Annotated in this window: 23 protein-coding genes, 1 tRNA gene and 1 pseudogene; 7 read left to right on the plus strand and 18 right to left on the minus strand. The window is 69.1% G+C overall.

From position 1 onward, the window contains the following. Positions 1-89: 89 nt before the first annotated feature. The 7 genes and pseudogenes from ATM97_RS34205 to ATM97_RS05525 form a co-directional block, all read right to left on the minus strand. Complete coding sequence (locus ATM97_RS34205) at positions 90-782, minus strand: ABC transporter ATP-binding protein (protein WP_255587159.1); 693 nt, start codon at positions 780-782, stop codon at positions 90-92. Between the two features lie 189 nt (positions 783-971). Further along, a pseudogene (locus tag ATM97_RS34210) lies at positions 972-1880 on the minus strand (ABC transporter ATP-binding protein); the annotation flags it as partial. Further along, entirely contained in the window at positions 1877-3292 is a 1416-nt protein-coding gene (locus ATM97_RS05505) for a branched-chain amino acid ABC transporter permease (protein WP_218716850.1), read from the minus strand. The pseudogene ATM97_RS34210 and the gene ATM97_RS05505, both read right to left, overlap by 4 nt. After that, positions 3289-4326: a branched-chain amino acid ABC transporter permease gene (locus tag ATM97_RS05510; protein ID WP_218716851.1), complete on the minus strand. Its 1038-nt coding sequence runs from the start codon at positions 4324-4326 to the stop codon at positions 3289-3291. The genes ATM97_RS05505 and ATM97_RS05510 overlap by 4 nt, the downstream gene beginning before the upstream one ends. 70 nt (positions 4327-4396) lie before the next feature. Next, the gene (locus tag ATM97_RS05515; protein WP_218716852.1) at positions 4397-5554 is read right to left on the minus strand and encodes a branched-chain amino acid ABC transporter substrate-binding protein; all 1158 of its coding nucleotides are present in this window, start codon (positions 5552-5554) and stop codon (positions 4397-4399) included. A gap of 272 nt (positions 5555-5826) precedes the next feature. Next, positions 5827-6444: an ANTAR domain-containing response regulator gene (locus ATM97_RS05520; RefSeq protein WP_218716853.1), complete on the minus strand. Its 618-nt coding sequence runs from the start codon at positions 6442-6444 to the stop codon at positions 5827-5829. 237 nt (positions 6445-6681) lie between these two features. Next, positions 6682-6768 (minus strand) — tRNA-Leu (locus ATM97_RS05525). A 112-nt stretch (positions 6769-6880) separates the two neighbouring features. Here ATM97_RS05525 and ATM97_RS05530 point away from each other — a divergent pair. The 3 genes from ATM97_RS05530 (at position 6881) to ATM97_RS05540 (ending at position 8693) form a co-directional block, all read left to right on the plus strand. Beyond that, complete coding sequence (locus ATM97_RS05530; protein WP_218716854.1) at positions 6881-7390, plus strand: monooxygenase family protein; 510 nt, start codon at positions 6881-6883, stop codon at positions 7388-7390. A 185-nt stretch (positions 7391-7575) separates the two neighbouring features. Further along, positions 7576-8193 (plus strand): low molecular weight phosphatase family protein, encoded by a 618-nt coding sequence (locus ATM97_RS05535; RefSeq protein WP_218716855.1) that lies wholly within the window; start codon positions 7576-7578, stop codon positions 8191-8193. A 131-nt stretch (positions 8194-8324) separates the two neighbouring features. Then, on the plus strand, positions 8325-8693 hold the full coding sequence (locus ATM97_RS05540; protein WP_308248380.1) for a hypothetical protein: 369 nt from the start codon (positions 8325-8327) through the stop codon (positions 8691-8693). 7 nt (positions 8694-8700) lie between these two features. On the opposite strand, the gene ATM97_RS05545 is transcribed toward ATM97_RS05540, so the two are convergent. The 11 genes from ATM97_RS05545 to ATM97_RS05590 form a co-directional block, all read right to left on the minus strand. Further along, entirely contained in the window at positions 8701-9609 is a 909-nt protein-coding gene (locus tag ATM97_RS05545; RefSeq protein ID WP_308248381.1) for an acyl-CoA thioesterase II, read from the minus strand. A 2-nt stretch (positions 9610-9611) separates the two neighbouring features. Next, positions 9612-11030: a pyruvate kinase gene (gene pyk / locus ATM97_RS05550; RefSeq protein ID WP_218716857.1), complete on the minus strand. Its 1419-nt coding sequence runs from the start codon at positions 11028-11030 to the stop codon at positions 9612-9614. A 143-nt stretch (positions 11031-11173) separates the two neighbouring features. Then, the gene (locus tag ATM97_RS34215) at positions 11174-11845 is read right to left on the minus strand and encodes an amino acid ABC transporter permease (protein WP_255587146.1); all 672 of its coding nucleotides are present in this window, start codon (positions 11843-11845) and stop codon (positions 11174-11176) included. Between the two features lie 3 nt (positions 11846-11848). After that, positions 11849-12601: an amino acid ABC transporter substrate-binding protein gene (locus ATM97_RS34220; RefSeq protein WP_308248383.1), complete on the minus strand. Its 753-nt coding sequence runs from the start codon at positions 12599-12601 to the stop codon at positions 11849-11851. A 167-nt stretch (positions 12602-12768) separates the two neighbouring features. Further along, positions 12769-13311: a TM2 domain-containing protein gene (locus tag ATM97_RS05560; RefSeq protein ID WP_218716858.1), complete on the minus strand. Its 543-nt coding sequence runs from the start codon at positions 13309-13311 to the stop codon at positions 12769-12771. Between the two features lie 224 nt (positions 13312-13535). Further along, a complete protein-coding gene (gene lgt, locus ATM97_RS05565; RefSeq protein ID WP_218716859.1) occupies positions 13536-14687 on the minus strand; it encodes a prolipoprotein diacylglyceryl transferase in 1152 nt (383 codons plus the stop codon). 191 nt (positions 14688-14878) lie between these two features. Further along, the gene (gene trpA / locus ATM97_RS05570) at positions 14879-15691 is read right to left on the minus strand and encodes a tryptophan synthase subunit alpha (protein ID WP_218716860.1); all 813 of its coding nucleotides are present in this window, start codon (positions 15689-15691) and stop codon (positions 14879-14881) included. Next, positions 15688-16950 (minus strand): tryptophan synthase subunit beta, encoded by a 1263-nt coding sequence (trpB, locus tag ATM97_RS05575; RefSeq protein WP_218716861.1) that lies wholly within the window; start codon positions 16948-16950, stop codon positions 15688-15690. The genes trpA and trpB overlap by 4 nt, the downstream gene beginning before the upstream one ends. Next, positions 16947-17768 carry an indole-3-glycerol phosphate synthase TrpC gene (trpC, locus tag ATM97_RS05580; RefSeq protein WP_218716862.1) on the minus strand — a complete coding sequence of 274 codons (822 nt, stop codon included), beginning with the start codon at positions 17766-17768 and terminating at the stop codon, positions 16947-16949. Before trpC ends, trpB begins: the two co-directional genes overlap by 4 nt. 124 nt (positions 17769-17892) lie before the next feature. Beyond that, entirely contained in the window at positions 17893-18582 is a 690-nt protein-coding gene (locus ATM97_RS05585; protein WP_218716863.1) for a TIGR02234 family membrane protein, read from the minus strand. Beyond that, positions 18579-20117 carry an anthranilate synthase component I gene (locus ATM97_RS05590; protein ID WP_218716864.1) on the minus strand — a complete coding sequence of 513 codons (1539 nt, stop codon included), beginning with the start codon at positions 20115-20117 and terminating at the stop codon, positions 18579-18581. The genes ATM97_RS05585 and ATM97_RS05590 overlap by 4 nt, the downstream gene beginning before the upstream one ends. Before the next feature lie 134 nt (positions 20118-20251). Here ATM97_RS05590 and ATM97_RS05595 point away from each other — a divergent pair, with 134 nt between their 5' ends. The 4 genes from ATM97_RS05595 to ATM97_RS05610 all read left to right on the plus strand — a co-directional run bounded on the left by ATM97_RS05595 (position 20252) and on the right by ATM97_RS05610 (position 23002). Next, positions 20252-20527: a hypothetical protein gene (locus ATM97_RS05595; protein WP_218716865.1), complete on the plus strand. Its 276-nt coding sequence runs from the start codon at positions 20252-20254 to the stop codon at positions 20525-20527. 118 nt (positions 20528-20645) lie between these two features. Then, on the plus strand, positions 20646-21116 hold the full coding sequence (locus ATM97_RS05600) for a peroxiredoxin (protein ID WP_218716866.1): 471 nt from the start codon (positions 20646-20648) through the stop codon (positions 21114-21116). A gap of 61 nt (positions 21117-21177) precedes the next feature. After that, the gene (locus ATM97_RS05605) at positions 21178-21747 is read left to right on the plus strand and encodes a permease (RefSeq protein WP_218716867.1); all 570 of its coding nucleotides are present in this window, start codon (positions 21178-21180) and stop codon (positions 21745-21747) included. Between the two features lie 76 nt (positions 21748-21823). After that, positions 21824-23002: a 4-hydroxybenzoate 3-monooxygenase gene (locus ATM97_RS05610; protein ID WP_255587148.1), complete on the plus strand. Its 1179-nt coding sequence runs from the start codon at positions 21824-21826 to the stop codon at positions 23000-23002. Positions 23003-23006 lie beyond the last annotated feature (4 nt).

Raw genomic sequence — 23006 nt, forward strand, 5'->3', positions numbered from 1 at the left:
CCGTTGCGTAGGCGACGAAGGAGCAAGCAACGGTGCCCGATCGGCGGGACCGAGAGGCCGCGACTCGAGCGCGCCAGCGCTCCAGCAACTCAGTGCCCGAGGTAGGCGGACATGACGGCGGGATCGGTGAGCAGCGCCGCGCCCGCACCGGTCTTGGTGACCTCACCGGTTTCCAGGATGTAGGCGCGGTCGCTGCGGGTCAGGGCCTGCTGAGCGTTCTGCTCGACGAGCAGGACCGTGGTGCCCTGGCGGTTGATCTCGCTGATGATCTTGAAGATCTGCTGGATCACCATGGGCGCCAGACCCATCGACGGTTCGTCGAGCAGCAGCAGCTTGGGCCGGGCCATCAGGGCGCGGCCGATGGCCAGCATCTGCTGCTCACCGCCGGAGAGGGTGCCACCGACCTGCTTGCGCCGCTCGGCCAGCCGCGGGAACAGCTCGAAGATCCAGTCCAGCGTCTGCTGGTACTCGGCCTTCTGCTCGAACGGCCTGCCGTAGCAGCCCATGTCGAGGTTCTCGGCCACGGTCATGCCGGGGAACACCCCGCGGCCCTCCGGCGCCTGGATCAGGCCCTGGACCACCCGGTCGTGGGCCTTCATCGTGGTGATGTCCTTGCCCTCGAACAGGATCCGGCCCGAGGTGAGCGGCAGCAGGCCCGACAGCGCGCGCATGGTGGTGGTCTTGCCGGCGCCGTTGGCACCGAGCAACGTCACCAGCTCGCCCTGTTCGACCGACAGCGAGATCCCGTGCAGCGCTTCGATTCTGCCGTAGTTCACGACCATGTCGCGCACCTCGAGCAGCGGCACCGACTGGTCGGCGACGACCTCGGGTTCCTCCCGCGCCGCCGCCACCACGGTGTCCGGTGCCCGGGTGTGCGCGGCTTCGGCCACGGCGGCGGCGCCGGCTCCGTCCCGGACCTCCTCGATGGTGTCCGCGTCGGGCACACCGAGGTAGGCGGCGATCACGGCCGGGTCCTCGCGGACCTCGGCGGGCAGGCCGTCGGCGATCTTGCGCCCGAACTCGAGCACCACGATCCGGTCGGTCACGCCCATCACCAGGCGCATGTCGTGCTCGATCAGCAGGACGGTGTAGCCGTCGTCGCGGATCTTGCGGATCAGCTCCATCAGCGCCGACTTCTCGCTGGGGTTGAAGCCGGCGGCGGGTTCGTCCAGGCACAGCAGCTTGGGCTCGGTCGCCAGCGCTCGCGCGATCTCGAGCCTGCGCTGGTCACCGTAGGACAGGTTGCGGGCCTTCTCCACCGCTCGCGGCGCGATGCCGACGAACTCGAGCAGGGCCATGCCGCGTTCGATCGCGTCACGTTCCTCCCGGCGGTGCTTGGGCGTGCGGAACACCGCGCCGGGCACCGAGGTGCTGTGCCGGGCGTCGGTGCCGACGACCACGTTCTCCAGCGCCGTCATCTCGCCGAAGAGCCGCACGTTCTGGAACGTGCGCGCGATGCCGAGGCGGGTGATCTCGTTGCGCTTGGTCTTGGCCAGCGGCCGCCCGTCGAAGTGCACGCTGCCACCGGCCGGCTTGTAGACGCCGGTGATCGCGTTGAAGCAGGTGGTCTTTCCGGCACCGTTGGGGCCGATCAAACCGAGGATCTCGCCGCGGCGGATCTCGAAGCTGACGCTGTCGAGCGCGGTCAGGCCGCCGAACTTCACCGTCAGCCCGTCGGTGCGCAGCAGCGGTTCGCCCACCGCGGTCTCGATGTCGCGGTGCGGGGCGACCACATCGGCCACGGTCTCCGCGTCGCCCAGGGCGGGCAGCACCGCGGTGACGTCGACCTCGCCCGCCGGTTCGACCTCCGGCGCGGGCTTGTACCCGGCCGACATGTCCTCGTTGTCGTACAGCGCGTCTCCCGCGCCCGGCCCCGTCATCGCCCTGCTCCGATCGGTTCGGCCGCCGGCTTGCGCACGACCGCCTGGTACACCTGTCTGCCGTAGGTGAGCAGTTTCTGCCGCACCGGGAACAGACCCTGTGGCCGCAGAATCATCATCACCACCAGCGCGATGCCGAAGTAGAGGTACTTCAGGTCACCGAGATTCTGCGCGCCGCCCTTGCGGTAGAGCAGCACGCTACCCAACAGCAGCAGCCCGAAGACCACCGCGAGGATCGAGACCGTGATCACCCCGCGCCGCACCCACACGCCCAGCGCGTCGCGACGCCACCGCCACAGCAGCCACAGCCCGACCAGCAGCGCGATGTCGAGCCCGAGCAGCAGATAGCCGGTCGACTCGCTCGACACCAGCTGCACCGACTGCAACCGCATCGGCAGATAGGCGATCAGGAACGCGCCGACGATCACGCCGAGTTTGTTGCCCGAACCGCCGAGCACCACCGCGCACAGGAACAGCATCGACAAGATGATGTCGAACTGCTTGGGGTTGACGTAGGTGACCTGACCGGCGTACATGGCGCCGGACAGACCGCCGACGGACGCGCCGATCACGAAGGCCCACAGCTTGAACTTGAAGGTCGGCACGCCCATGATCTCGGCGGCGTCCTCGTCCTCGCGGATGGCGACCCAGGAGCGGCCGACGCGGCTGCGCTCGAGGTTGCCGATGACCAGCAGCACCACGACGACCAGCGCCATGCCGAGCCAGAACCACCAGGTGCCGTTGTTGGCCCGCTGCAACGGATTCGCACTGTCGGGATCACCGAGGTTGCCCGGGGAGAAGTAGCCACCGGGATGCGCTTCGGATTCGCCGACCTGCGGGTAGGCGATCTTGGACAGGCCGAGGCTGCCGTTGGTCAGTTCCTCGAGGTTGTCGGCCATCAGGCGCACGATCTCACCGAAGCCCAGCGTCACGATCGCCAGGTAGTCACCGCGCAGGCGCAGTGTCGGCGCGCCGAGCACGAGGCCGGCGAAGGCGGTCAGCGCGACTGCGATCGGCAGGCAGGCCAGCCACGCCCAGCTGGGATTGAGCCAGCCGCCGTCGGTCTGGTTCCACGGACTGTTCGGGCTGGTCAGCAGGCCGACCGTGTAGGCGCCGACGGCGTAGAAGCCGACATAGCCGAGGTCGAGCAGGCCGGCCTGGCCGACGACCACGTTCAGGCCGATCGCGATCAGCGCGTACATCGCGAACTGCGCCATCACGCCGCCGAAGCTCACGCCGGGGGTATCGATCAGCGGGGGCGGGTACAGCGGCAGGATCGCCAGCACGGCGATGATCGGCACGCCGACGGCCCACTGGCCCGGCCGCGAGAGCCCGTCCCACCAGTCGCGGATCGCGTCGCCGAGGCCGTGTCGATCCTGGTTCTTCACCGGGGTTTTCGTCATGTCGGTCATGCGCGCGCCCTCCCCAGGCTCTCGCCGAGGATGCCGGTCGGCCGGAACATCAGCACCGTCACCAGCAGGACGAAGGCGACCACGTCACGCCATTCGTTGCCGAACAGGATCTGTCCGTACTGCTCGGCGACGCCGAGGATCATGCCGCCCAGCAGCGCGCCGCGCAGGTTGCCGATGCCGCCGAGCACCGCGGCGCTGAACGCCTTGATACCGAGGATGAAGCCGCCGGAGAAGATGATGCCGGTGGGGATGTAGAGGGTGTACAGCATCGCGGCCGCGCCGGCGAGCAGGCCGCCGATGAGGAAGGTCAGCACGATGACCCGCTCGCGCGAGACACCCATCAGGGTCGCGGTGTCGGGGTCCTGGGCGACCGCGCGGATGGCGCGGCCGAACTTGGTGCGGTTGATGACGATCTCGGTGGTGACGGCGAGCACGATGGCCGCCGCGAAGATCACCAGCGCCACATTGGTCACCTGCGCGCCGAGGAAGGTGAACTGCACCTTCGGCTCCACCAGCCGGATGCCGGTCTGGGCGTTGGAGCCGCCGAGGCCGGGCTTGATCTTGGGCAGGATGTAGTGGACGAACTCCTGGATCACGAACGACATGCCGATCGCGGTGATCAGGAAGGCCAGGGGTTTGGCTCCGCGCCTGCGCAGCGGCCGGTAGGCGACTCGTTCCAGGCCGACCGCGGCGATGCCCGAGACCAGCATGCCGAACAGCATCGCCAGACCGAGATAGACCACCGTGAGCAGCACACCCTGGGAGTACGCGTTGCCGCTGGGGGCGAAGCCGAGCAGCTCCAGTCCCACATAGGTGCCGAACATGCCGAGCATGAAGATCTCGGAATGGGCGAAGTTGATCAGTCTCAGGACGCCGTAGACCAGCGTGTAGCCGACCGCGACCAACGCGTAGATCGACCCGTAGGTGAGACCGTCCACGGTCAATCGCCAGAACTGGTCGATCACCCCGGAGACGTTGAAATCGATGGACCCCTCGGCCAACAGGGTCACACCGAGCGAAGCCGCTGATGTCATGATTTCTCTCGCGTCAGGCGAGCGGTGCGCGTGGCTATGCCACGCGCACCGCTACACGCTTTCGTGGGGACTACTTGACCTGGTACATCCAGATCTGGATGTTGGCCAGCTCGCCGGTCTCGCCCCACTTGTACTGGCGGGCGACGCCGGTGCCGTCGTAGTTACGGACGTAGTCCAGGAGCTCGGCGCGGGTCAGCTTGCCCGAGTCGATGCCCTTGAGCAGGATCGTGGTCAGGTCGTAGCCCTCGACGGAGTAGACGCCGGGCGCCTGGCCGTTGAGCGCCTTGTACTCGGTCGCGAACTTCTCCGGCGCCGGGCTGCACGGGCACGACAGCAGCGCGTCCTTGGACGAACTGCCCGCCTGCCGCACGAACTCGGGGTCGTTGCTGCCGTCGGCGGAGACGAAGGTCGCGGTCACGCCGCCGGAACGCAGCTGCTGCACGAACGGCGCCGCCTCCGCGTAGTAGCCGGCATAGAAGATCGCGTCGGGCTTGGCGGCGGACAGCTTCGACACCGCGGCCGAGAAGTCCTTGTCACCTTCCTTGACGCTGACCGCGCAGGAGGCGTCGGCGGCCGGGCCCGCGGCGGTGATGAACGCCTGCGCCAGACCGGCACCGTAGTCGGTGTTGTCCTGCACGACGCAGATCTTCTTGTAGCCCTTCTCGCCGGTCAGGTAGTTCGCGACGGCCGGGCCCTGCGAGTTGTCGTTGCCCAGGCCGCGGAAGAAGGTCTTCCAGCCGTTCTGGGTCAGCGTCGGGTTGGTGGCCGAGGCGGTCAGCGTGGGCATGCCCGCCTCGCTGAGGATCTGGCCGGTCGCCTTGGTCTCGCCCGAGAAGGTCGGGCCGACCAGCGCCACGATGCTGGGATCGCTGACGATCGTCGGGATCACCTGGCTCGCGATCTGCGGCTTACCCTCGGTGTCGAACTGCTTGACCGAGACCTGACAGTCCGGGTTGGCCTTGTTGTGCTTGTCGAGGGCGAGCTTGACGCCGTCGATGATATTGATGCCGAGCGCGGCGTTGCCACCGGTCAGCGGGCCCGCCATCGCGATGGTCTGGGGCGCGCACTTGGCCTTGCCGTCGCCCGCGGGGTCGGCGGCCGTGCCCGCGTCGGTCGCCGCGACAGCCTTGCCCTGGGTGTCGAGCTGGACGACCGGCTGGATGGAGAGATCGGTGTTGCCGCCACCGCCGCCGTCGGACGACTTGTCGCTGCATCCGGACAACACCAACGACGCGGCAGCTCCGATTACCAGAACTCCTCGCGTCGAACGACTGCGCCATGTCGAACTGAGCACGTCTCACCTCTATGTCCTGTGCTCCCCGGGGTCACCGAGGGGGCCGACCACGTTCAGCCCGGACAGAACATATCGCCGGTTTGTTAGATCCGCATCACATTCGCATCATGTCGGACGCTCCGTGTCCAGTCGTAGTTCACATTATTGTTTCGCTTACGTAAAGTTTTTCGGCTTTCGACGCGAGACACGGAGCGGCGCGTTCCAGCTCACTGCGGGGTGAGGTTCTCCAGCACGACTTCGGCGACCGCCTTCATGGTCGTGCGGCGGTCCATCGCGGTGCGCTGAATCCATTTGAACGCCTGCGGCTCCGACAGTCCCTGGGTCTGCATGAGCACACCCTTGGCACGCTCGACCAGTTTGCGCGTCTCCAAACGATCCGACAGATTCGCGACTTCTGTTTCCAGCGCGGTGATTTCGTGGAAACGGCTCGCCGCGAGTTCGATCGCGGGCACCAGATCGGATTTGGTGAACGGCTTGACCAGATACGCCATGGCGCCCGCGTCGCGGGCCCGCTCGACCAGGTCGCGCTGACTGAACGCGGTCAGGATCACCACGGGCGCAACACGTTTCGACGCGATCTCGGCGGCGGCGTCGATTCCGTCGCGGCGCGGCATCTTGACGTCCATGATCACCAGATCGGGGCGCAGCTCCTCGGCGAGCTCGACGGCCTGCTGCCCGTCGCCCGCTTCACCGACTACCTCGTAGCCCTCTTCCTTGAGCATCTCCACGAGATCCATCCGGATGAGGGCCTCGTCCTCGGCGACGACGACACGCTTGGCCGCGGCCTCACGCGTGGCGCCAGCGCCCCCTGCATTCGTGCTCATGGTTCGACCCCTCTGGATTCCGATGCCTGTCGATCACACCACGACAGACGACGGCACCGGGCGAGCCGGCCGAAAAACCCGTCGTGGGTGACCGAGTGATGTAAAGAGTACCTTTCGCTTCCGCACAGAATGCATTGAGCGGTCGGAAACCGCCGGTGAACGCAAGCGCGGAGACATCGCGCACACCCCGCGACCGATACTCCCCCGCGGAGCGCGGCCGATGCCGCGCTTCCGCCGTGGTGCCGAGTGTGGGACTCGAACCCACACGTCCTTTCGGACAACGGTTTTTGAGACCGTCGCGTCTGCCAGTTCCGCCAACCCGGCGCACCGCGGTCACTATAGCGTCTCGGCGCGCCGGGAAGCGAACCGCCGGTCGAACCGCACGCACGCCCACGTCGTAGTACCGGCAGAGCGGGCACGGCGGAAGGGCGCGGACATGCGGGTGAACAGGACGACGGTCGATCTGGACGCCTACCCCGACCTGGTGATGATCCTGCTCGGGATGCGGGTGCGCACCCCGCGCGGGATGCTGCGCCTGCTCGGCGTCGGCCCCAAGCTCTACCGCTCCCACGCCGACCGCCCCGACGGCCTGATCCTGCACGAAGACGTGGTCTGGTCGATGCTGCCGCCGCACTGGGGCGCCCGGCAGTACTGGCGCGATCTGGATTCGCTCGAGCGCTGGACGCGCTCGGACCCGCACCGGCAGTGGTGGCGGGAATTCCTGCGCGACTCCGGCGGCACCGGCTTCTGGCACGAGGCCTACTTCCGCCGCGGCGGCATCGACGCCGTCTACGACGACATGACCAGGCCGACCGGCCTGGCCGCGTTCGCGCCCGCCGTCCCCGCGCGCGGCCGGATGTTCTCCACCCGGGGCCGGGTGCACGGCGACCCGCCCGCCGTGCCGCCGGTTATTACCGAATCGAATTATTATGACGCGAAGGAGTGATCGTCGACACATATCATCGAGAGGTTTCCAACCCCTATCTCGCGGGTATCACGGTCACACACAACAGATTTGCGCATTGCGATTCATGTACAGCATTCAACCGCGAGGTGAATAAGTAGCACCGCGTCTGTGATGGTTACAATTCCAGCCTTCTGCGCGACAATCGACCCGATTACGGTGTCGGTATGCACGTGCTGTTCGTCTGCAACTCCAATGTCTGCCGGTCGGTGATCGCCGAACGGCTCACCCGGGCGTTCGCGGCGGACAACGGCCTGACCGGCCTGACGGCGGAGAGCGCGGGCACCCGGGCCCTGGTCGGATTTCCGCCCGAACCGCTGGCCGCGGAGACCGTGGCAGGCCTCGGCGGCGACCCCAGCGGATTCAAGGCCCGAAAGCTCAAGCCCGAGATGGTCGATCGCGCCGATCTGGTGCTGACGATGACCGAATCGCTGCGCGACCAGGTCGGTGAGCTGGCCTTCGGGGTCGCGCCGCGCACCTTCACCCTGGCCGAGGCGCATCGGATCGCCAAGGTCACCGGCGCGAAATCCATTGCCGCCCTGCACCGGGCCCGCAACGACCTGGCCTATGTCGGCCGGGAGAACATCGCCGACCCGATCGGGCTGTCCCCCGAGGCGTTCCTCGAGGTCGGCGACCGGATCGCCGAACTGCTGTTCCCGCTGCTGGCCGCGCTGGCGCCGCACGAACAGGACCAGGTCAGCGCGGACGCGCGGCCCGGGCTGGTCATCGAGCCCGCCCCGGCCCGGCCGCTCTCGGCATTTCTGGCCGCGCAGCGCGGACGCTGAACGCAAGGCTGTTCGCCGGGCCGTCGACGGTCTAGACTTCGGCGGACGTGGAAGTTCCCCTTGCAGGTTCGACACACGACAGGACTGGAGACTTGCCGAAACGCATTTCGGATGTTTCGCTCCATGTGTATGTGACCCCGGAAATCCTCGACCGCATCGTCACCAGTGTACGGACGGTTCTCGACGACCATCTCCAGGACCGCGAGGTCTTCGCCTGGCGCTTCACCCTGCCCGTCGACGCCGCCGATCCGCTCCATCGAGAACTCGAATCACAGTGGCGCCGAACGCATCCCGGCGCCGAGCCGGAAGGCGAAGCAACGTTCGAGATCGCGCTGAGCCTGGTCGGCGAGCCGGCCGATCTCACCGATGCCGACATCGCCGACCTCGAGCACGGACTTGCCCTGGCGGTGTACGGCGCGGCCACCCAGGCCGTCCCGTTCGCGCTGCGCGCGGATCAGCGCACCGACCTCGAATGGGAACTCGACGTCGAGCGGCGCTGACCCTCGCTCAGCGGGCCGGGAAGTGCCGGATGACGCCTTCCTGGACGGTGGTGGCGAGCAGTTCGCCACTGCGCGAATAGAACCGGCCCGTCGCCAGTCCGCGCGAGCCGGCGGCCACCGGCGATTCGGTCGCGTACAGCGTCCAGTCGTCGAAGCGGAACGGGCGATGGAACCAGATCGAGTGATTCACCGTCGCCGCGAGAATCCGGTCCAGTCCCCACGACAAACCGTGCGTGGTGATGATCGAATCCAGCACCGTGGTGTCGGAGGAATAGCCGAGCGCGGCCACGTGCAGCAGCGGATCGTCGGACAGCGCGCCGTCGGTGCGCATCCACACGCGGTTGTGGTTGAGCTTCTCGCCGGTGCCCTTGAGAATCCACGCCGGATCGTTGGTGTAGCGCATGTCGATCGGGTGCGGCGCGTTGATGAACATCTCCAGCTTGTCCTCGAAGCCGGCGAAGCTCTCCTCGATCCGGGGCAGTGTCTCCGGATCGGGCACCTGGGGACCCTCGTGGGAGTGCTCGAGACCCTTGCCCCAGTCCTGGAAGGCCGCCAGCATGACGAACAGCTCCTGGCCGTCCTGGCTGGCGGTCACCGTCCGGTTCGCGAGCGCGCGGCCGTCGCGGTGCCGCTGCACGTGGTATTCGATCGGCTTCTTCACGTCGCCGCCGCGCACGAAGTGCGCGTTGATCGCGTGCAGCGGCCGCTCCCCGGCGGTGCGTCCGGCAGCGACGATCGCCTGCGACACCAGCTGCCCGCCGAAGGTGCGGCTCCACACCTTCTCGGGATGGTTGCCGAGGAAGACGTCCTCGCCGATCGGTTCGAGGTCGAGCAGGTCGAGCAGCACCCGCAGATCGGGTGACGGCTCGCCCTGCACGGTCGCGGCCTCGATCGATCCGCCTGCCGAACTACTCACGACTAGTGGTCCTCCTCGCCGATGCGATGAACGTGGATCAGGTTGGTGGAACCGACGGTACCCGGCGGGGAACCGGCGACGATGACCACCAGGTCGCCCTTGCGGTATCGATCCATCGACAGCAGCGCCTGGTCGACCTGATGGATCATCGCGTCGGTGCTGTCCACCATCGGCACGATGAAGGTCTCGGTGCCCCAGGTCAGTGTCAGCTGGCTGCGCACCTCCGGCAGCGGGGTGAACGCCAGCAGCGGCAGCGGGGTGTGCAGCCGGGCCAGGCGGCGCACGGTGTCACCGGACTGGGTGAAGGCCACCAGCGCCTTGGCGTTGAGCCGCTCGCCGATGTCGCGGGCCGCGTAGGAGATCACGCCGCGCTTGGTACGGGGAACGTGGGTCAGCGGAGGGACCCGGTTCGTCTCGGACTCCACCGCGGTGACGATGCGGCTCATGGTGCGCACCGCGTCGATCGGCCAGGCGCCGACCGAGGTCTCGCCGGAGAGCATCACCGCGTCGGCACCGTCGAGCACCGCGTTGGCGACGTCGGAGGCCTCGGCACGGGTCGGGCGGGAGTTCTCGATCATCGACTCCAGCATCTGGGTCGCGACGATGACCGGCTTGGCGTTCTCGCGCGCCATCTGGATGGCCCGCTTCTGTACCAGCGGCACCTGCTCGAGCGGCAGTTCGACACCCAGATCACCACGGGCGACCATCACCGCGTCGAAGGCCAGCACGATGGCCTCGAGGTTGTCGATCGCCTCCGGCTTCTCCAGCTTGGCGATGACCGGCACCCGGCGGCCGACCTTGTCCATGATGTCGTGCACGAGTTCGATGTCGGACGGCGAGCGCACGAACGACAGCGCGATGAAGTCCACGCCCAGTTTCAGGGCGAATTCGAGGTCTTCGATGTCCTTCTCGGACAGGGCGGGCACCGACACGTCCATGCCGGGCAGCGACAGGCCCTTGTTGTTGCTCACGGGGCCGCCCTCGGTGACCCGGCAGACGACATCGTTGCCGTCGATGCTCTCGACCGTCAGGCCGACCTTGCCGTCGTCGACGAGCAGGCGGTCACCGGCCTTGGCGTCCTGAGCGAGCTGCTTGTAGGTGGTGGAGACGCGGTCGTGGGTGCCGTCGACATCGTCGACGGTGATCCGCACCTGTTCGCCGTTGGCCCAGGTGGTACGGCCGTCGGTGAACCGGCCGAGGCGGATCTTGGGGCCCTGTAGGTCGGCGAGGATGCCGACCGCGCGGCCGGTCTCGTCCGAGGCCGCGCGGACCATCTTGTAGTTGTCGGCGTGGTCGGCGTGCTCGCCGTGGCTGAAGTTCAGCCGGGCGACGTCCATGCCGCTTTCGACGAGTTCCCGAATACGGTCCTGGGTGGCCGTAGCCGGTCCGAGGGTGCACACAATCTTCGTCCGTCGCATCACACGGCAAGCCTAGTACTCCCCCGCCTCCCCGCGTACTTCGCCGGTCGGGGGTGTAAGCCCCCTGGCCGACCGGACCGCCGGATATCGGCGGAGCAGGGCGCGGCGTTCCCGGCGAGTTACCCCGGTGTTCACGAAATCGTTTGTCACCGAACGGCGACGTGCCTGGACAGCCGGGTCTCCAGGCGGCTCTGGCCGAAGCCCAGGATGAGGCAGATCACCCAGTAGTAGAGAGCTGCGACGCCGTAGAGGGCGAAGAAGTCGAAGGTCGGCGCGGCCGCCAGCTGCGCGGTGCGCAGCAGTTCGGTGACCAGGATGGTCGAGGCCAGCGAGGTGTCCTTGACCAGCGAGATGAGCGTATTCGACAACGGCGGCACCGCGATCCGGGACGCCTGCGGGAACACCACGTACCAGAGTGTCTGCGGGTAGGTCATGCCCAGCGACTCGGCCGCCTCCCACTGCCCCGGCGCGACGCTCATGATCGCCGAGCGCACCACCTCCGCGGCGTAGCCGCCGACATTGAGGCTGAACGCGATCACCGCGGCCGGGAACGGATCGATGACGATGTCGAACTGCGGCAGCGCGTAGAACACGATGAACAGCTGCACCAGCAGCGGGGTACCGCGGATGATCGAGATGTAGAAGCGGGCGGGCAGCGACAGCGCCCGCTTCGACGACATCCTGGCCAGCGCGACACCGACCGCGATCGCCAGACCGATGACGAAACTGATCGCCGTCAACGGCAGCGTCGCGGTCACCGTGGCCTTCAGCATCGGCCACAGGTTGTGCCAGATCAGCTCCCTGGTCGCGGGATCCATCCGTTATTTGCTGACGTCGGTGCCGAAGTACTTCTCCGACAGCCTGGTCAGCGTGCCGTCGGCGCGCAGCTGTTCGAGCGCCTTGTCGATGTCGGCGATCAGGGCGGCGTCGTCCTTGCGGGCGGCGAAGGCCTGCTTGCTGGTCTCGCCGGTCTTGCCCGCGATCTTGATGCCGGTGTCGCCGGTCTTCTTGGTGTACTCACCCACGGCGAGGGTGTCGTTGACGGTCGCGTCGACGCGGCCCGCCTTCAGCAGCTGCACCGCCTGCACGAACCCTTCGACCGCTTCGACTTTCGCGCCGGCGCCCGCGGCGACCTTGCCCCAGTTGCTGGTGGCCGACTGCGCGGTGGTCTTGCCCGACAGGTCCGCCAGCGAGGTGATGGTGGTGTTGTCGGACTTGGTGACGATCACGCCCTCCGACGTCGTGTACGGCTGCGACAGCGAGTACTTGGCGGTGCGTTCGGGATTGACGGTCACCTGGTTGGCGACCAGGTCGAAGCGCTGGGACTCCAGCCCGGCGAAGATCGAGTCCCAGGGCGTCTGCACGAATTCGACCCGCTTGCCGAGCTTCTCACCGATCGCCTGGGCGACCTCGACGTCGTAGCCGGTGAGGGTGCCGTTGTCCTGATAGCTGAACGGCGCGTAGGTGCCCTCGGTGCCGACTTTCAGCACGTTCGGATCGGCGTCGGACGAGCAGGCCGACAGACCCGTCGCGGCGACGACGGCGAGCACGGCGGCGGCAAGCAGTTTGCGCACGGACATCCCTTTCTCCGCTGCGCGCATCGGGCACGCGCAGGCCAAGCGACGCTACGGCGCCGCGCTGGACCGACACAGAGTATCGCTCACGGTGAGCGCAATCCCGGCCGGGAAACACGAAACGGGTACTCCGCGGACGCGGAGTACCCGTTTCTGGTGCGTAGCGATCAGTCGCGCAGCGGACGGCCCTGCGCGTCGGGCACCTTGCCGGTGAGCATCATGATGCCGTCGATCAGCGGCCAGATGGCGCCGATGCCACAGGTCAGCCAGACCACGGCGATCTGGGCGATGCCCAGACCGGTGTAGCCCAGGTAGAAACGACCGACGCCGAAGCTGCCGAGGAAGATCTCGAGCAGACCGGCCATCAGCTTCTGCTTGTCCGAGAACGGGACACCGTACATGTCGCGGCCGTACGGCGCTTCCGGATCGGCCGGGTTGTAGCCCTGCGGCATGCCGCCGTAGGGCGCGGCGCCGTAGGCGGGCTGCGGCTGGGCGTACGGGTCGGCGGGCTGGCCGTACTGCGGCTGCGGCTGACCGTACTGCGGCTGGCCGTATCCCGGCTGCGGCTGCTGCCCGTAGCCGGGCTGCTGCGCGTACGGATCCGAGGGCTGGCCGTAGGCAGGCTGACCGTATTGCGGCTGCGAGCCGGAGTCGGGCTGCTTACTCAGGTCGGGACCGTACTGGGGATTGGGGTTGTAGGGGTCGGTCACTCATGTCCTCCATCATTCGTGCGGGTACCCGTCGTGGCCCCCGGCCAGTGGCGATCGGCCGAACGGCGGTGCGCCCGCGACGATCACCGGCCATTGTGGTCATAAGGACCGGCCGTTGTCTCCTCGGGTACCACACGAACGGTCCGCAGCACTCGTAGGCAGTATCGCGACAGGCGCCCGGAATGTTGCCGGACGCCCGTTCGCTTCGTACGAGAGGTCGCCGATCAGGCCTTCTTCGCGCCCGACTGCTGTGGCTCGGCGGTGTCTGTCTGCTCGCCGGCGGCGGCGGTGTCCGATTCGACCTTGTCCGGCGCCGGCTCGGCGGTGGCCGAGGCAGTGCCGGCCGCCGCGTCCTTCGATTCCTCCGCGTCGGTGGTCTCCGCGTCAGCGGCCTGCGCCTCGACCGAAGCCGTTGCGGCAGTGGACTTGTCGAGCTCGACGGCGGCGTTGTCGGCCGCGCCCGCGGCCCGCAGCGCCGAGAACTGCCACGGCCACGGCCGCGGCTCACCACCGGGCTGCAACTGCGCGGGTGTCTCACGGCCCTTGGTCGCCAGCGCGAAGTAGGCCATGGCGCCGAGGAAGACCAGTGCGGCGGTGAACGAGTTGATCCGGATGCCGAGGATGTGGGTGGCCTCGTCGTTGCGCATCAGCTCGACGAAGAAGCGGCCGAAGCTGTAGCCGGCCACGTAGAGCGCGAACAGGCGGCCGTGGCCGATCTTGAAACGCTTGTCCAGTTGCACCAGCAGCACGACGACCAGCACGTTCCACACGAGCTCGTACAGGAACGTCGGGTGCACGACCTCGAGCACCCGCCCGGTCGAGACCCCGTTCATCATGTCCCGCGCACCGGTCTCCGGGTCGAACCGCTCGTAGATCTCGAGACCCCACGGCACCTCGGTGGTGCGGCCGTAGAGCTCCTGGTTGAAGTAGTTGCCGAGGCGGCCGATCGCCTGCGCGAGCAGCACGGCGGGCGCGATGGCGTCACCGAGCGCGGGCAGCGGGATCTTGTAGACGCGGCAGCCGATCCAGGCGCCGATGCCGCCGAGGAACACCGCGCCCCAGATGCCGAGGCCGCCCTGCCAGATGTAGAGCGCCTCGATCGGGTGCTTGCCGGGGCCGAAGTACTTCTGCCAATCGGTGGCCACGTGGTAGAGCCGGCCGCCGACCAGGCCGAACGGCACCGCGAACATCGCGACATCGAGGACCGCGCCCTGCTGACCGCCGCGCTGTTGCCACCGGCGCTCGCCCCACCAGATGGCGACGACGATGCCGAGGATGATGAACAGCGCGTACGCCCGAAGCGGGAAGGGTCCGAGGTGCCAGACACCCTGGGGCGGACTCGGAAGGTAGGCCAGGACTGAGTTCACGGCCCCCACGTTAGTTCAGTGCCGTACCGGCGAGTGACTGTGACCCTGACGGCGGTGGTCGTCGACATGACAAGGCCACCGCGCCGGACCCGGATACGACCGAGCACAACACAGTTGCGCAAGGACTTGGGTAACTCACCGGGGACGGGCTGCGCCGGCTCCCGCCTGACCGCCGGCCGCGTGGCCGTCCGACCCCGCGCCTAGATCTGGCCAGAAGTCGCGGAGAGGCGGGACCGCACGCCGTCGGCGAGCTCGCTGGTCAGGGCGCGCACCGCGTCCAAGCCCTCGGCGGCGGCCGAGACCAGCGCCGATCCGACGATCACGCCGTCCGCGTAGGCGGCGATCTCGGCGGCCTGGGCCCCCGAACGCACACCCAGGCCGACCCCGATCGGGATGTCGGAGTGCGCGCGGATCCGGGCGCACAGCGCGGGCGCGGCCGAGGAGACCACGTCGCGGGCACCGGTCACGCCCATGGTCGAGGCGGCGTAGATGAATCCGCGCGAGGCCTCGAGCGTCTTCACCAGGCGTTCCTCGGTCGAGGACGGCGCGACCAGGAAGATGCGATCCAGGTTGTGGGTGGCCGAGGCGATGAACCAGTCGTCGGCCTCGTCCGGGATCAGGTTCGGCGTGATGATGCCCGCGCCGCCTGCCGCGGCCAGGTCGCGCGAGAACTTGTCGACGCCGTACCGGAGCACCGGGTTCCAGTAGCTCATCACCACGGCTTGACCACCGGCGTCGGTGATCGCCTCGACGACGGAGAACACGTCGCGCACCCGCACGCCACCGCGCAGCGCCTGCTCGGCGGCGGCCTGGATGGTGGGTCCGTCCATCACCGGATCGGAGTAGGCGACGCCCACTTCGACGATGTCGCAACCGGATTCGACCATGGCCCGGCAGACCTCGATGGACCCGGCCAGATCGGGGTAACCCGCCGGCAGGTAGCCGATCAGGGCGGCCCGGTTCTCGGCACGCGCGGCCGCGAAGGTGTTGGCCAGGCGGGACTGCTGACTCACTGGGCGTTCTCCTCGGCGGCGTCGTCGTCGAACAGGCCGAACCAGTGGCCCGCGGTATCCATGTCCTTGTCGCCGCGACCGGACAGGTTGACCAGGATGATCGCGCCCTCGCCGAGCTCCTTGCCCAGCTTCAGCGCACCGGCCACGGCATGCGCGGACTCGATCGCCGGGATGATGCCCTCGGAGCGGGACAGCAGCAGCAGCGCGTCCATCGCCTCGGTGTCGGTGATCGGCGCGTACTCCGCGCGCCCGATGTCCTTGAGGTGCGCGTGCTCGGGGCCGACGCCCGGGTAGTCCAGACCGGCCGAGATCGAATGCGACTCGATGGTCTGGCCGTCCTCGTCCTGCAGCAGGTACGAGTACGCGCCCTGGAACGCGCCCGGCGTGCCACCGGTGAAGGTGGCCGCGTGCCTGCCGGTCTCGACGCCGTCACCGGCCGCCTCGTAGCCGATCAGCCGCACCCCCGTGTCGGGGATGAAGGCGTGGAAGATGCCGATGGCGTTGGAGCCGCCGCCCACGCAGGCGACGACCGCGTCGGGCAGCCTGCCGACGCGCTCGGTGATCTGCTGGCGGGCCTCGATCCCGATGATGCGCTGGAAATCGCGCACCATCAGCGGGAACGGGTGCGGACCCGCGGCGGTGCCGAAGCAGTAGTAGGTGTCGTCGGCGTGGGAGACCCAGTCGCGCAGCGCCTCGTTGATGGCGTCCTTGAGGGTCTGCGAACCGGTGGTCACCGAAACGACCTCGGCGCCGAGCAGCCGCATCCTGGCCACGTTCAGGGCCTGGCGGGCGGTGTCGACGGCGCCCATGTAGATGACGCAGTTCAGGCCGAGCAGCGCGCACGCGGTGGCGGTGGCCACGCCGTGCTGGCCCGCGCCGGTCTCGGCGATGACGCGGGTCTTGCCCATCCGCTTGGCGAGCAACGCCTGGCCGAGCACGTTGTTGATCTTGTGCGAGCCGGTGTGGTTGAGGTCCTCGCGCTTGAGGAAGATCCGCGCGCCGCCCGCGTGCTGGGCCAGGTTGGCGCACTCGAACACCGGCGACGGACGGCCGGTGTAGTCGCGCTGCAGCCGATCGAGCTCGTCGAGGAAGGTGTGGTCGGAGCGGACCTTGTCGTACTCGGCGGTGACCTCCTCGATCACCGCCATCAGCGCCTCGGGGACGTGCCGTCCGCCGTAGACGCCGAAGTGGCCGCCCGCGTCGGGCTCGTAGTCGCTGTGCTGGGCGACGCCCGCACTGGCCTGGGGCAGCGCGGTCACCGGATGCTCCGCCGGGCCGGCTTCGGGCAGGACGGATGGGTACCGGCGGTCACCAGCTCCGACACCGCGGCGCGCGGGTTGCCGCTGGTCACCAGGCCCTCGCCGACGAGCACCGCGTCGGCGCCCGCGCCGGCGTAGGCCAGCAGGTCGGCGGTGCCGCGGATGCCGGACTCGGCCACCCGGATGACCTCCGAGGGCAGGCCGGGAGCGATCCGCGCGAACACGTCGCGGTCGACCTCCAGGGTCTTGAGGTTGCGAGCGTTGACACCGATCACCGACGCGCCCGCTTCCAGCGCGCGATCGGCCTCTTCCTCGGTGTGTACCTCCACGAGAGCGGTCATGCCCAGTGATTCGGTGCGGTCGATCAGCGAGGACAGCACGTCCTGCTCGAGCGCGGCCACGATCAGCAGGATCACATCGGCGCCGTGGGCCCGGGCCTCGTGGATCTGGTACGGGCCGACGACGAAGTCCTTGCGCAGGACCGGGATGTTCACGGCGGCGCGGACGGCATCGAGATCGTCGAGCGAACCACCGAAACGCCTGCCCTCGGTGAGCACGCTGATGATGCGCGCGCCGCCGTCTTCGTAGGCCTTGGCCAGGACGGCCGGATCGGGGATGTCGGCCAGCGCGCCCTTGGAGGGGCTGGCACGCTTCACCTCGGCGATGACACCGATCCCGTCCTCGTGCAACGCGGCGTTCGCGTTCAGCGGCGCCTTGGCGGCGGCCGCTGCGGCTTTGATCGCCTGAAAATCGAGGAGGGCTTCGCGAGCGGCAACATCCGCCCGAACCCCGTCGAGAATCGAGTCGAGTACCGTCATCTGGCTCGAATCCTTTCTGGGGAGACGAACTTCTCACCTGAGAGTCCCCTCAGGCGCTGTCTCACCGATGCTTGACAACAATAAATGGCTGCCGCGCGTGTCACTGCGGCGGGGGTGCCGGGGGTCACGGTGCGCGGCCGGGCGACTTGTCGTCGCCGTCCGGCCCCTCGGCGGTGTCGGTGGGATCGGTGCCCGCGTCGAGCGCGTCCCACAGCACCCGGTCCGACAGCGGCGCGGCGGCGCCGGTCTCCTCGCGCTGCTTGCTCACCTCCGCGCTGGCGTCGGCCCGGCGGAACACGGGGTTGTCGTATTTGCCGGACAGCTGCCCACTGCCGTCGCCGCGGCGGGTCAGCAGTACCCCCGCGATCAGTGCCAGCACCGCGGCCACGATCGACAGCAGCGCGGGCCCGATATGCGCGTCGGCGCCGCTGACGACCGCGCGCACCGGCAGCTCGGCCAGGGTGCCCGCCCGCTCCGCGGTCCGGCCCTCCCCCACGACCAGCGCGAACCCGGGCACCGCCGCCACCGCGGCGACGACCGCGACCACCACGCCGAGCAACTGCCGCAGCGCCCCCTTCACCGCGAACACCGCGGCGATCGAGGCGACCAGGACCAGTGCCAGCGGGGTGAGCGCACCGAACCAGGTGGCGCCGTCGAGCTCGTCGGTGCGCGGTTCGGTGAGCCCGTCGGCGGAGTGCACCGTCACCCAGGTCATCCGCGACGAGGCCCAGAGCCCGGCCGCCGCCAGCGCCAGCAGCGCCACCGGGACGATGGGCTTGGCCGCTTTCGCGGTGTCGGCGGGCGCGTCGGTCACGAGCCGCCGTCCTCGTAGGTCCGCAGGGTCTGCGCGGCCGCGATCGCCTTGAGCACCGCCATCGCCTTGTTGCGGGCCTCGGTGTCCTCGTAGACCGGGTCGGAGTCGGCGACCACGCCCGCGCCGGCCTGTACGTAGGCGGTGCCGTCCTTGAGCAGCGCGGTACGGATGGCGATGGCGGTGTCGGCGTCCCCGGCGAAGTCGAGGTAGCCGACGACGCCGCCGTAGACGCCGCGCCGGGTCGGTTCGAGTTCCTCGATGAGCTCCATCGCCCGCACCTTCGGCGCGCCGGACAGCGTGCCCGCCGGGAAACAGGCCTGCACCGCGTCGAGCGCGATCTTGCCCTCGGCGAGCCGGCCGGACACCGTCGAGACCAGGTGCATGACGTGGCTGTAGCGCTCGACGTGCCGGTACTGGGTGACCCGCACCGTGCCGGGGCGGCAGACCCGGCCCAGATCGTTGCGGCCCAGATCGACGAGCATCAGGTGCTCGGCGTTCTCCTTGTCGTCGGCCAGCAGGTCCTTCTCCAGCAGGATGTCGTCCTCGGCGCTCTGCCCGCGCCACCGGGTGCCCGCGATCGGGTGCGTCGTGGCGACGCCGTCCTTCACGGTGACCAGCGATTCGGGGCTGGAGCCGACGATGGAGAACGCGGTGCCGCCGTCGCCGTCGGGGATGTGCATCAGGTACATGTACGGGCTCGGGTTCGACGCCCGCAGCATCCGGTAGACCGCCAGCGGCGAGCCGGTGTAGTCCATCTCGAAGCGCTGCGAGAGCACCACCTGGAACGCCTCGCCCGCCTCGATCTCCTTGATCAGGCGGCGCACGCCCACGCCGAACTCCTCGGTGGTGCGCCTGCGCAGGTACTCCGGCTCGGGCCGGTCGAAGACCGACACGGTCGACGGCGCCGGCGCGGCCAGCGCGGCGGTCATCCGGTCCAGCCGGGCGACGGCGTCGTCGTAGGCGGCGTCGGCGTTCTCGTCGGTGCCGTTCCAGTTCACCGCGTTGGCGATGAGGGTGATCGCGCCCTCGTGGTGGTCGAACGCGGCCAGGTCGGTGGCCAGCATCAGCACCAGTTCGGGCAGTTGCAGATCGTCGGTGGCCAGCTCGGGCAGCCGTTCGATCCGGCGCACGGCGTCGTAGCCGAGGTAGCCGACCAGGCCGCCGGTCAGCGGCGGCAGACCGGGCAGCCGTTCGGTGCGCAGCAGTTCGAGGGTCTCGTGCAGCGCGCGCAGCGGATCACCGCCCGAGGGCGCGTCGGCGGGGACGGTGCCGAGCCAGGCGGCCTCGCCGTCGACGACGGTCAGCGCCGACGGACTGCCCGCGCCGATGAACGACCAGCGCGACCACGAGCGGCCGTTCTCGGCGGACTCGAACAGGAAGGTGCCCGGCCGGTCGTCGGCCAGCTTGCGGTAGGCCGAGAGCGGAGTCTCGGAGTCCGCCAGCACCTTTCGGGTCACCGGGACCACCCGGTGCTCGGCGGCGAGCACCCGGAACTGGTCACGGGTCGTGGTGGTTGATGTCGACGCGCCCTGCATTTCCCCATCATCCCAGGCGGGTCGCGACACCTGTGCGCTGACCCGACCCCGGGATGCGACAAGGGGTGATCGGCATCACTACACTCGCGCGCGTTCCATGTCGCATGCGGTATCCCCCCTTTCCGAGAGGAGCAATGTTGTACCCCTCGCACCAGGGCGCTCAGGACGGCCGACTCGCCGCCCCGTCGCAGCAGCACTACGGTCCCGGCCAGCTGTCCGCGGCGAGCGCGCTCACGTCGTTCGTCACCTACGCCAAAGAGATGCAGGATCTGGACGAGAAGACCTATCCGGACGAGTACGCGGCACACCGCGACCGGATCCGGCAGCTCGAGCCGATGCTGCGCGTGCACGGCATCCTCGACGTGATGGAGATCCGCAACCCGGAGATCGCGGCCCTGCTCAAGCGCTAGGCACCGTTCGACGGGTGCGGTCCGTCGGGGGCGGTGCCGGTCGATCGGGACATGGTCCCCGTTCGCGTCAGCGGGCGGGGATCTTCCGTACACCCGGCCCGGTCGATAGGGTCGCATCATGCAGCCAGGCCAGCGCGCTCCGCAGTTCGAGCTCCCCGACCAGTCCGCCCAGCTCCGCACGCTCGACGGCTTGCTCGCCGACGGTCCACTCGTGCTGTTCTTCTACCCGGCGGCCAATACCCCCGTGTGTACGGCCGAGGCCTGCCACTTCCGCGATCTGAGCGCGGAGTTCGCCGCCATCGGCGCCTCCTGCGCCGGCATCAGCACCGACAGCACCGAGGTGCAGGCCGGATTCGCCACCAAGCAGCGACTGGACTACCCGGTGCTCTCCGACGCCGACGGCGCGGTGGCCGCGGCCTTCGGCGTCAAGCGCGGGCTGCTGGGCAAGCTGGCCCCGGTCAAGCGGCACACCTTCGTCATCGACACCGACCGGACCATCCTGAAGGTCGTCACCGGCGAACTCCGCGCCGCCGTGCACGCCGACGAGGCGCTGGCCTTCCTGCGGACCCGCGCCACCGCCGCGGAGTAACCGGCGAAACGCCGGGCGCCGGATCGGCGTCCGGCGTCCCGGACGCCTCTACGCTGGGGAGATGACAACCGGCGAGGTGCAGTCGAACGGTCAGAAGTCCACGGCGACCGTGTGGCGCAACCGGGCGATCATCACGGTCGCCACGGCCGTCGTCCTGGTGATCGCCTATCTCATCCTGTCGTCGTTCATCCCCCGCTGGTGGGCGCAGCGCCTGGCGAGCGTGGTGCACGGCAGCTTCACCCAGGGCATCTGGTGGGGCCTGGTCTACGGCCTGGTGTTCACCCTCGCTCCGCTGCTGCTGGTGCTGCTGGCGGTGCGCGTGTGGAAACGCAAGGGCGGCAAGTTCATCGCGGGCGCCTCGGTGATCATCGCGCTGCTGCTGGCGGTGCCCAACCTGATGACGCTCACGATCGTGCTCGGCGGCAACAACGCGGCGCACGCGGGTCAGCGCATCCTCGACGTCGACGCACCCGCCTTCCGCGGCGCCTGCCTGGTCGGCGCGATCGTGGCGGGGTTGATCTTCCTGCTGGTGCTCGCCCTGATGGGCAAGCGCGGCCTCACCCGGCGCAAGGCCGCCAAAGCCGCCGACACCGCGCCCGCTCCGACCGCGCCGATCCCCGGCGAGCAATAGCTTTTCCGAATAATCCCAGCAACACGCCACCGCGGCGGACGCCCGGCGCCGCCGCGGTGACCTAAGCTCCGTTCCCATGCCGATCGGGAGCAGCGAGTCGACCTCGGTCCTCGTGCTCGGCGCCGGTCCGGCCGGCCTCGTCCTCGGCAACATCCTGCGCGCGGCCGGGATCGATGTGCTGATCCTGGAACGGCGCGACCGCCCGCACATCGAGCAGCGCGCCCGTGCCGGTTTCCTGGCTCCCGCCGGTGTCGCGGTGCTGGCCGAGCACGGACTCGACACCGGCTTGCGCACCGGCGGCCGCACGCACCACAGCTGCGAGTTCCGCAGCGGCGACGGCCGGATCGAGCTGTCCTACGACGAGCTCGGGCGGGGCGAGGTGCACACCGTCTACCCCCAGCAGCGGCTGGTCACCGATCTGGTCGCCGAGTACCTGCGACGCGGCGGCGAGCTGCGGTGCGCGACCACCGCCGAACGGATCGGGGACGAACCCGGCGAGCGGCCGTGGGTGCTGGCCCGCACCGCGGACGGCGAGAGTCACCGGATCACCGCGCGCTACCTGGTCGGATGCGACGGCGCGCGCGGCGCGGCCCGCCGCGCCGTGCGCGGCCCGCGCTCCACCCGCGACTACGCCATCACCTGGCTCGCGCTGCTGGCTCAGGCCCCGCCGACGACCGACACCGTCGCCTACGGCGTCCACCCCGACGGCTTCGCGGGCCAGATGCCACGCAGCCCCGAGGTGACCCGCTACTACTTGCAGTGCGCCGACGAGGACGCCCTGCGCTGGAGCGAGGACCGAGTCTGGAGCGCGCTGTCGACCCGGCTGCGCGCCGACCGGTACGGACCGTTGCGCACGGGCCCGATCCTCGAGCGCGGACTGGTCCGGTTGCGGTCGGAGATCCTCGACCCGATCCAGCAGGGCCGGCTGTTCCTGGCGGGCGACGCGGCCTCCACGATCAGCCCGGCCGCGGCCAAGGGCGCCAACCTGGCCATCCTCACCGCGCGCTCGCTCGCCGCGGCCCTGATCGCCGCGGTCGATCACGGCGACGAGTCCGCCCTGCGGCGGCACTCGGCCGACTGCGTCCCACGCATCCGGCGCGCGCACGAGTTCTCGCACTGGATGATCGGCCTGCTGCATCCGCCCACCGGTCCGCACGCGGGCTTCGATCGCGAGCTCCAGCAGGCCCGGCTGCACAGCCTGGCCACCTCACGACCCCATCAGGACTTCTTCGCGGAGAACTACGTCGGTATCTGAATCC

It is taken from the genome of Nocardia sp. MH4, from assembly GCF_019266065.1.
GTDB classification, from domain to species: domain Bacteria; phylum Actinomycetota; class Actinomycetes; order Mycobacteriales; family Mycobacteriaceae; genus Nocardia; species Nocardia canadensis.

What these genes read in the sequence shown, in the direction of transcription:
- ATM97_RS34215 (WP_255587146.1), bottom strand. Translation starts at nt 11,845, where the DNA reads ATGGATCCCGCGACCAGGGAGCTGATCTGGCACAACCTGTGGCCGATG.
- ATM97_RS05595 (WP_218716865.1), top strand. Translation starts at nt 20,252, where the DNA reads ATGTTGTACCCCTCGCACCAGGGCGCTCAGGACGGCCGACTCGCCGCC.
- ATM97_RS05590 (WP_218716864.1), bottom strand. Translation starts at nt 20,117, where the DNA reads ATGCAGGGCGCGTCGACATCAACCACCACGACCCGTGACCAGTTCCGG.
- ATM97_RS05600 (WP_218716866.1), top strand. Translation starts at nt 20,646, where the DNA reads ATGCAGCCAGGCCAGCGCGCTCCGCAGTTCGAGCTCCCCGACCAGTCC.
- ATM97_RS05610 (WP_255587148.1), top strand. Translation starts at nt 21,824, where the DNA reads ATGCCGATCGGGAGCAGCGAGTCGACCTCGGTCCTCGTGCTCGGCGCC.
- ATM97_RS05605 (WP_218716867.1), top strand. Translation starts at nt 21,178, where the DNA reads ATGACAACCGGCGAGGTGCAGTCGAACGGTCAGAAGTCCACGGCGACC.
- ATM97_RS05530 (WP_218716854.1), top strand. Translation starts at nt 6,881, where the DNA reads ATGCGGGTGAACAGGACGACGGTCGATCTGGACGCCTACCCCGACCTG.
- ATM97_RS05520 (WP_218716853.1), bottom strand. Translation starts at nt 6,444, where the DNA reads ATGAGCACGAATGCAGGGGGCGCTGGCGCCACGCGTGAGGCCGCGGCC.
- ATM97_RS05535 (WP_218716855.1), top strand. Translation starts at nt 7,576, where the DNA reads ATGCACGTGCTGTTCGTCTGCAACTCCAATGTCTGCCGGTCGGTGATC.
- ATM97_RS05510 (WP_218716851.1), bottom strand. Translation starts at nt 4,326, where the DNA reads ATGACATCAGCGGCTTCGCTCGGTGTGACCCTGTTGGCCGAGGGGTCC.
- trpC (WP_218716862.1), bottom strand. Translation starts at nt 17,768, where the DNA reads ATGACGGTACTCGACTCGATTCTCGACGGGGTTCGGGCGGATGTTGCC.
- ATM97_RS05505 (WP_218716850.1), bottom strand. Translation starts at nt 3,292, where the DNA reads ATGACCGACATGACGAAAACCCCGGTGAAGAACCAGGATCGACACGGC.
- ATM97_RS34205 (WP_255587159.1), bottom strand. Translation starts at nt 782, where the DNA reads ATGGTCGTGAACTACGGCAGAATCGAAGCGCTGCACGGGATCTCGCTG.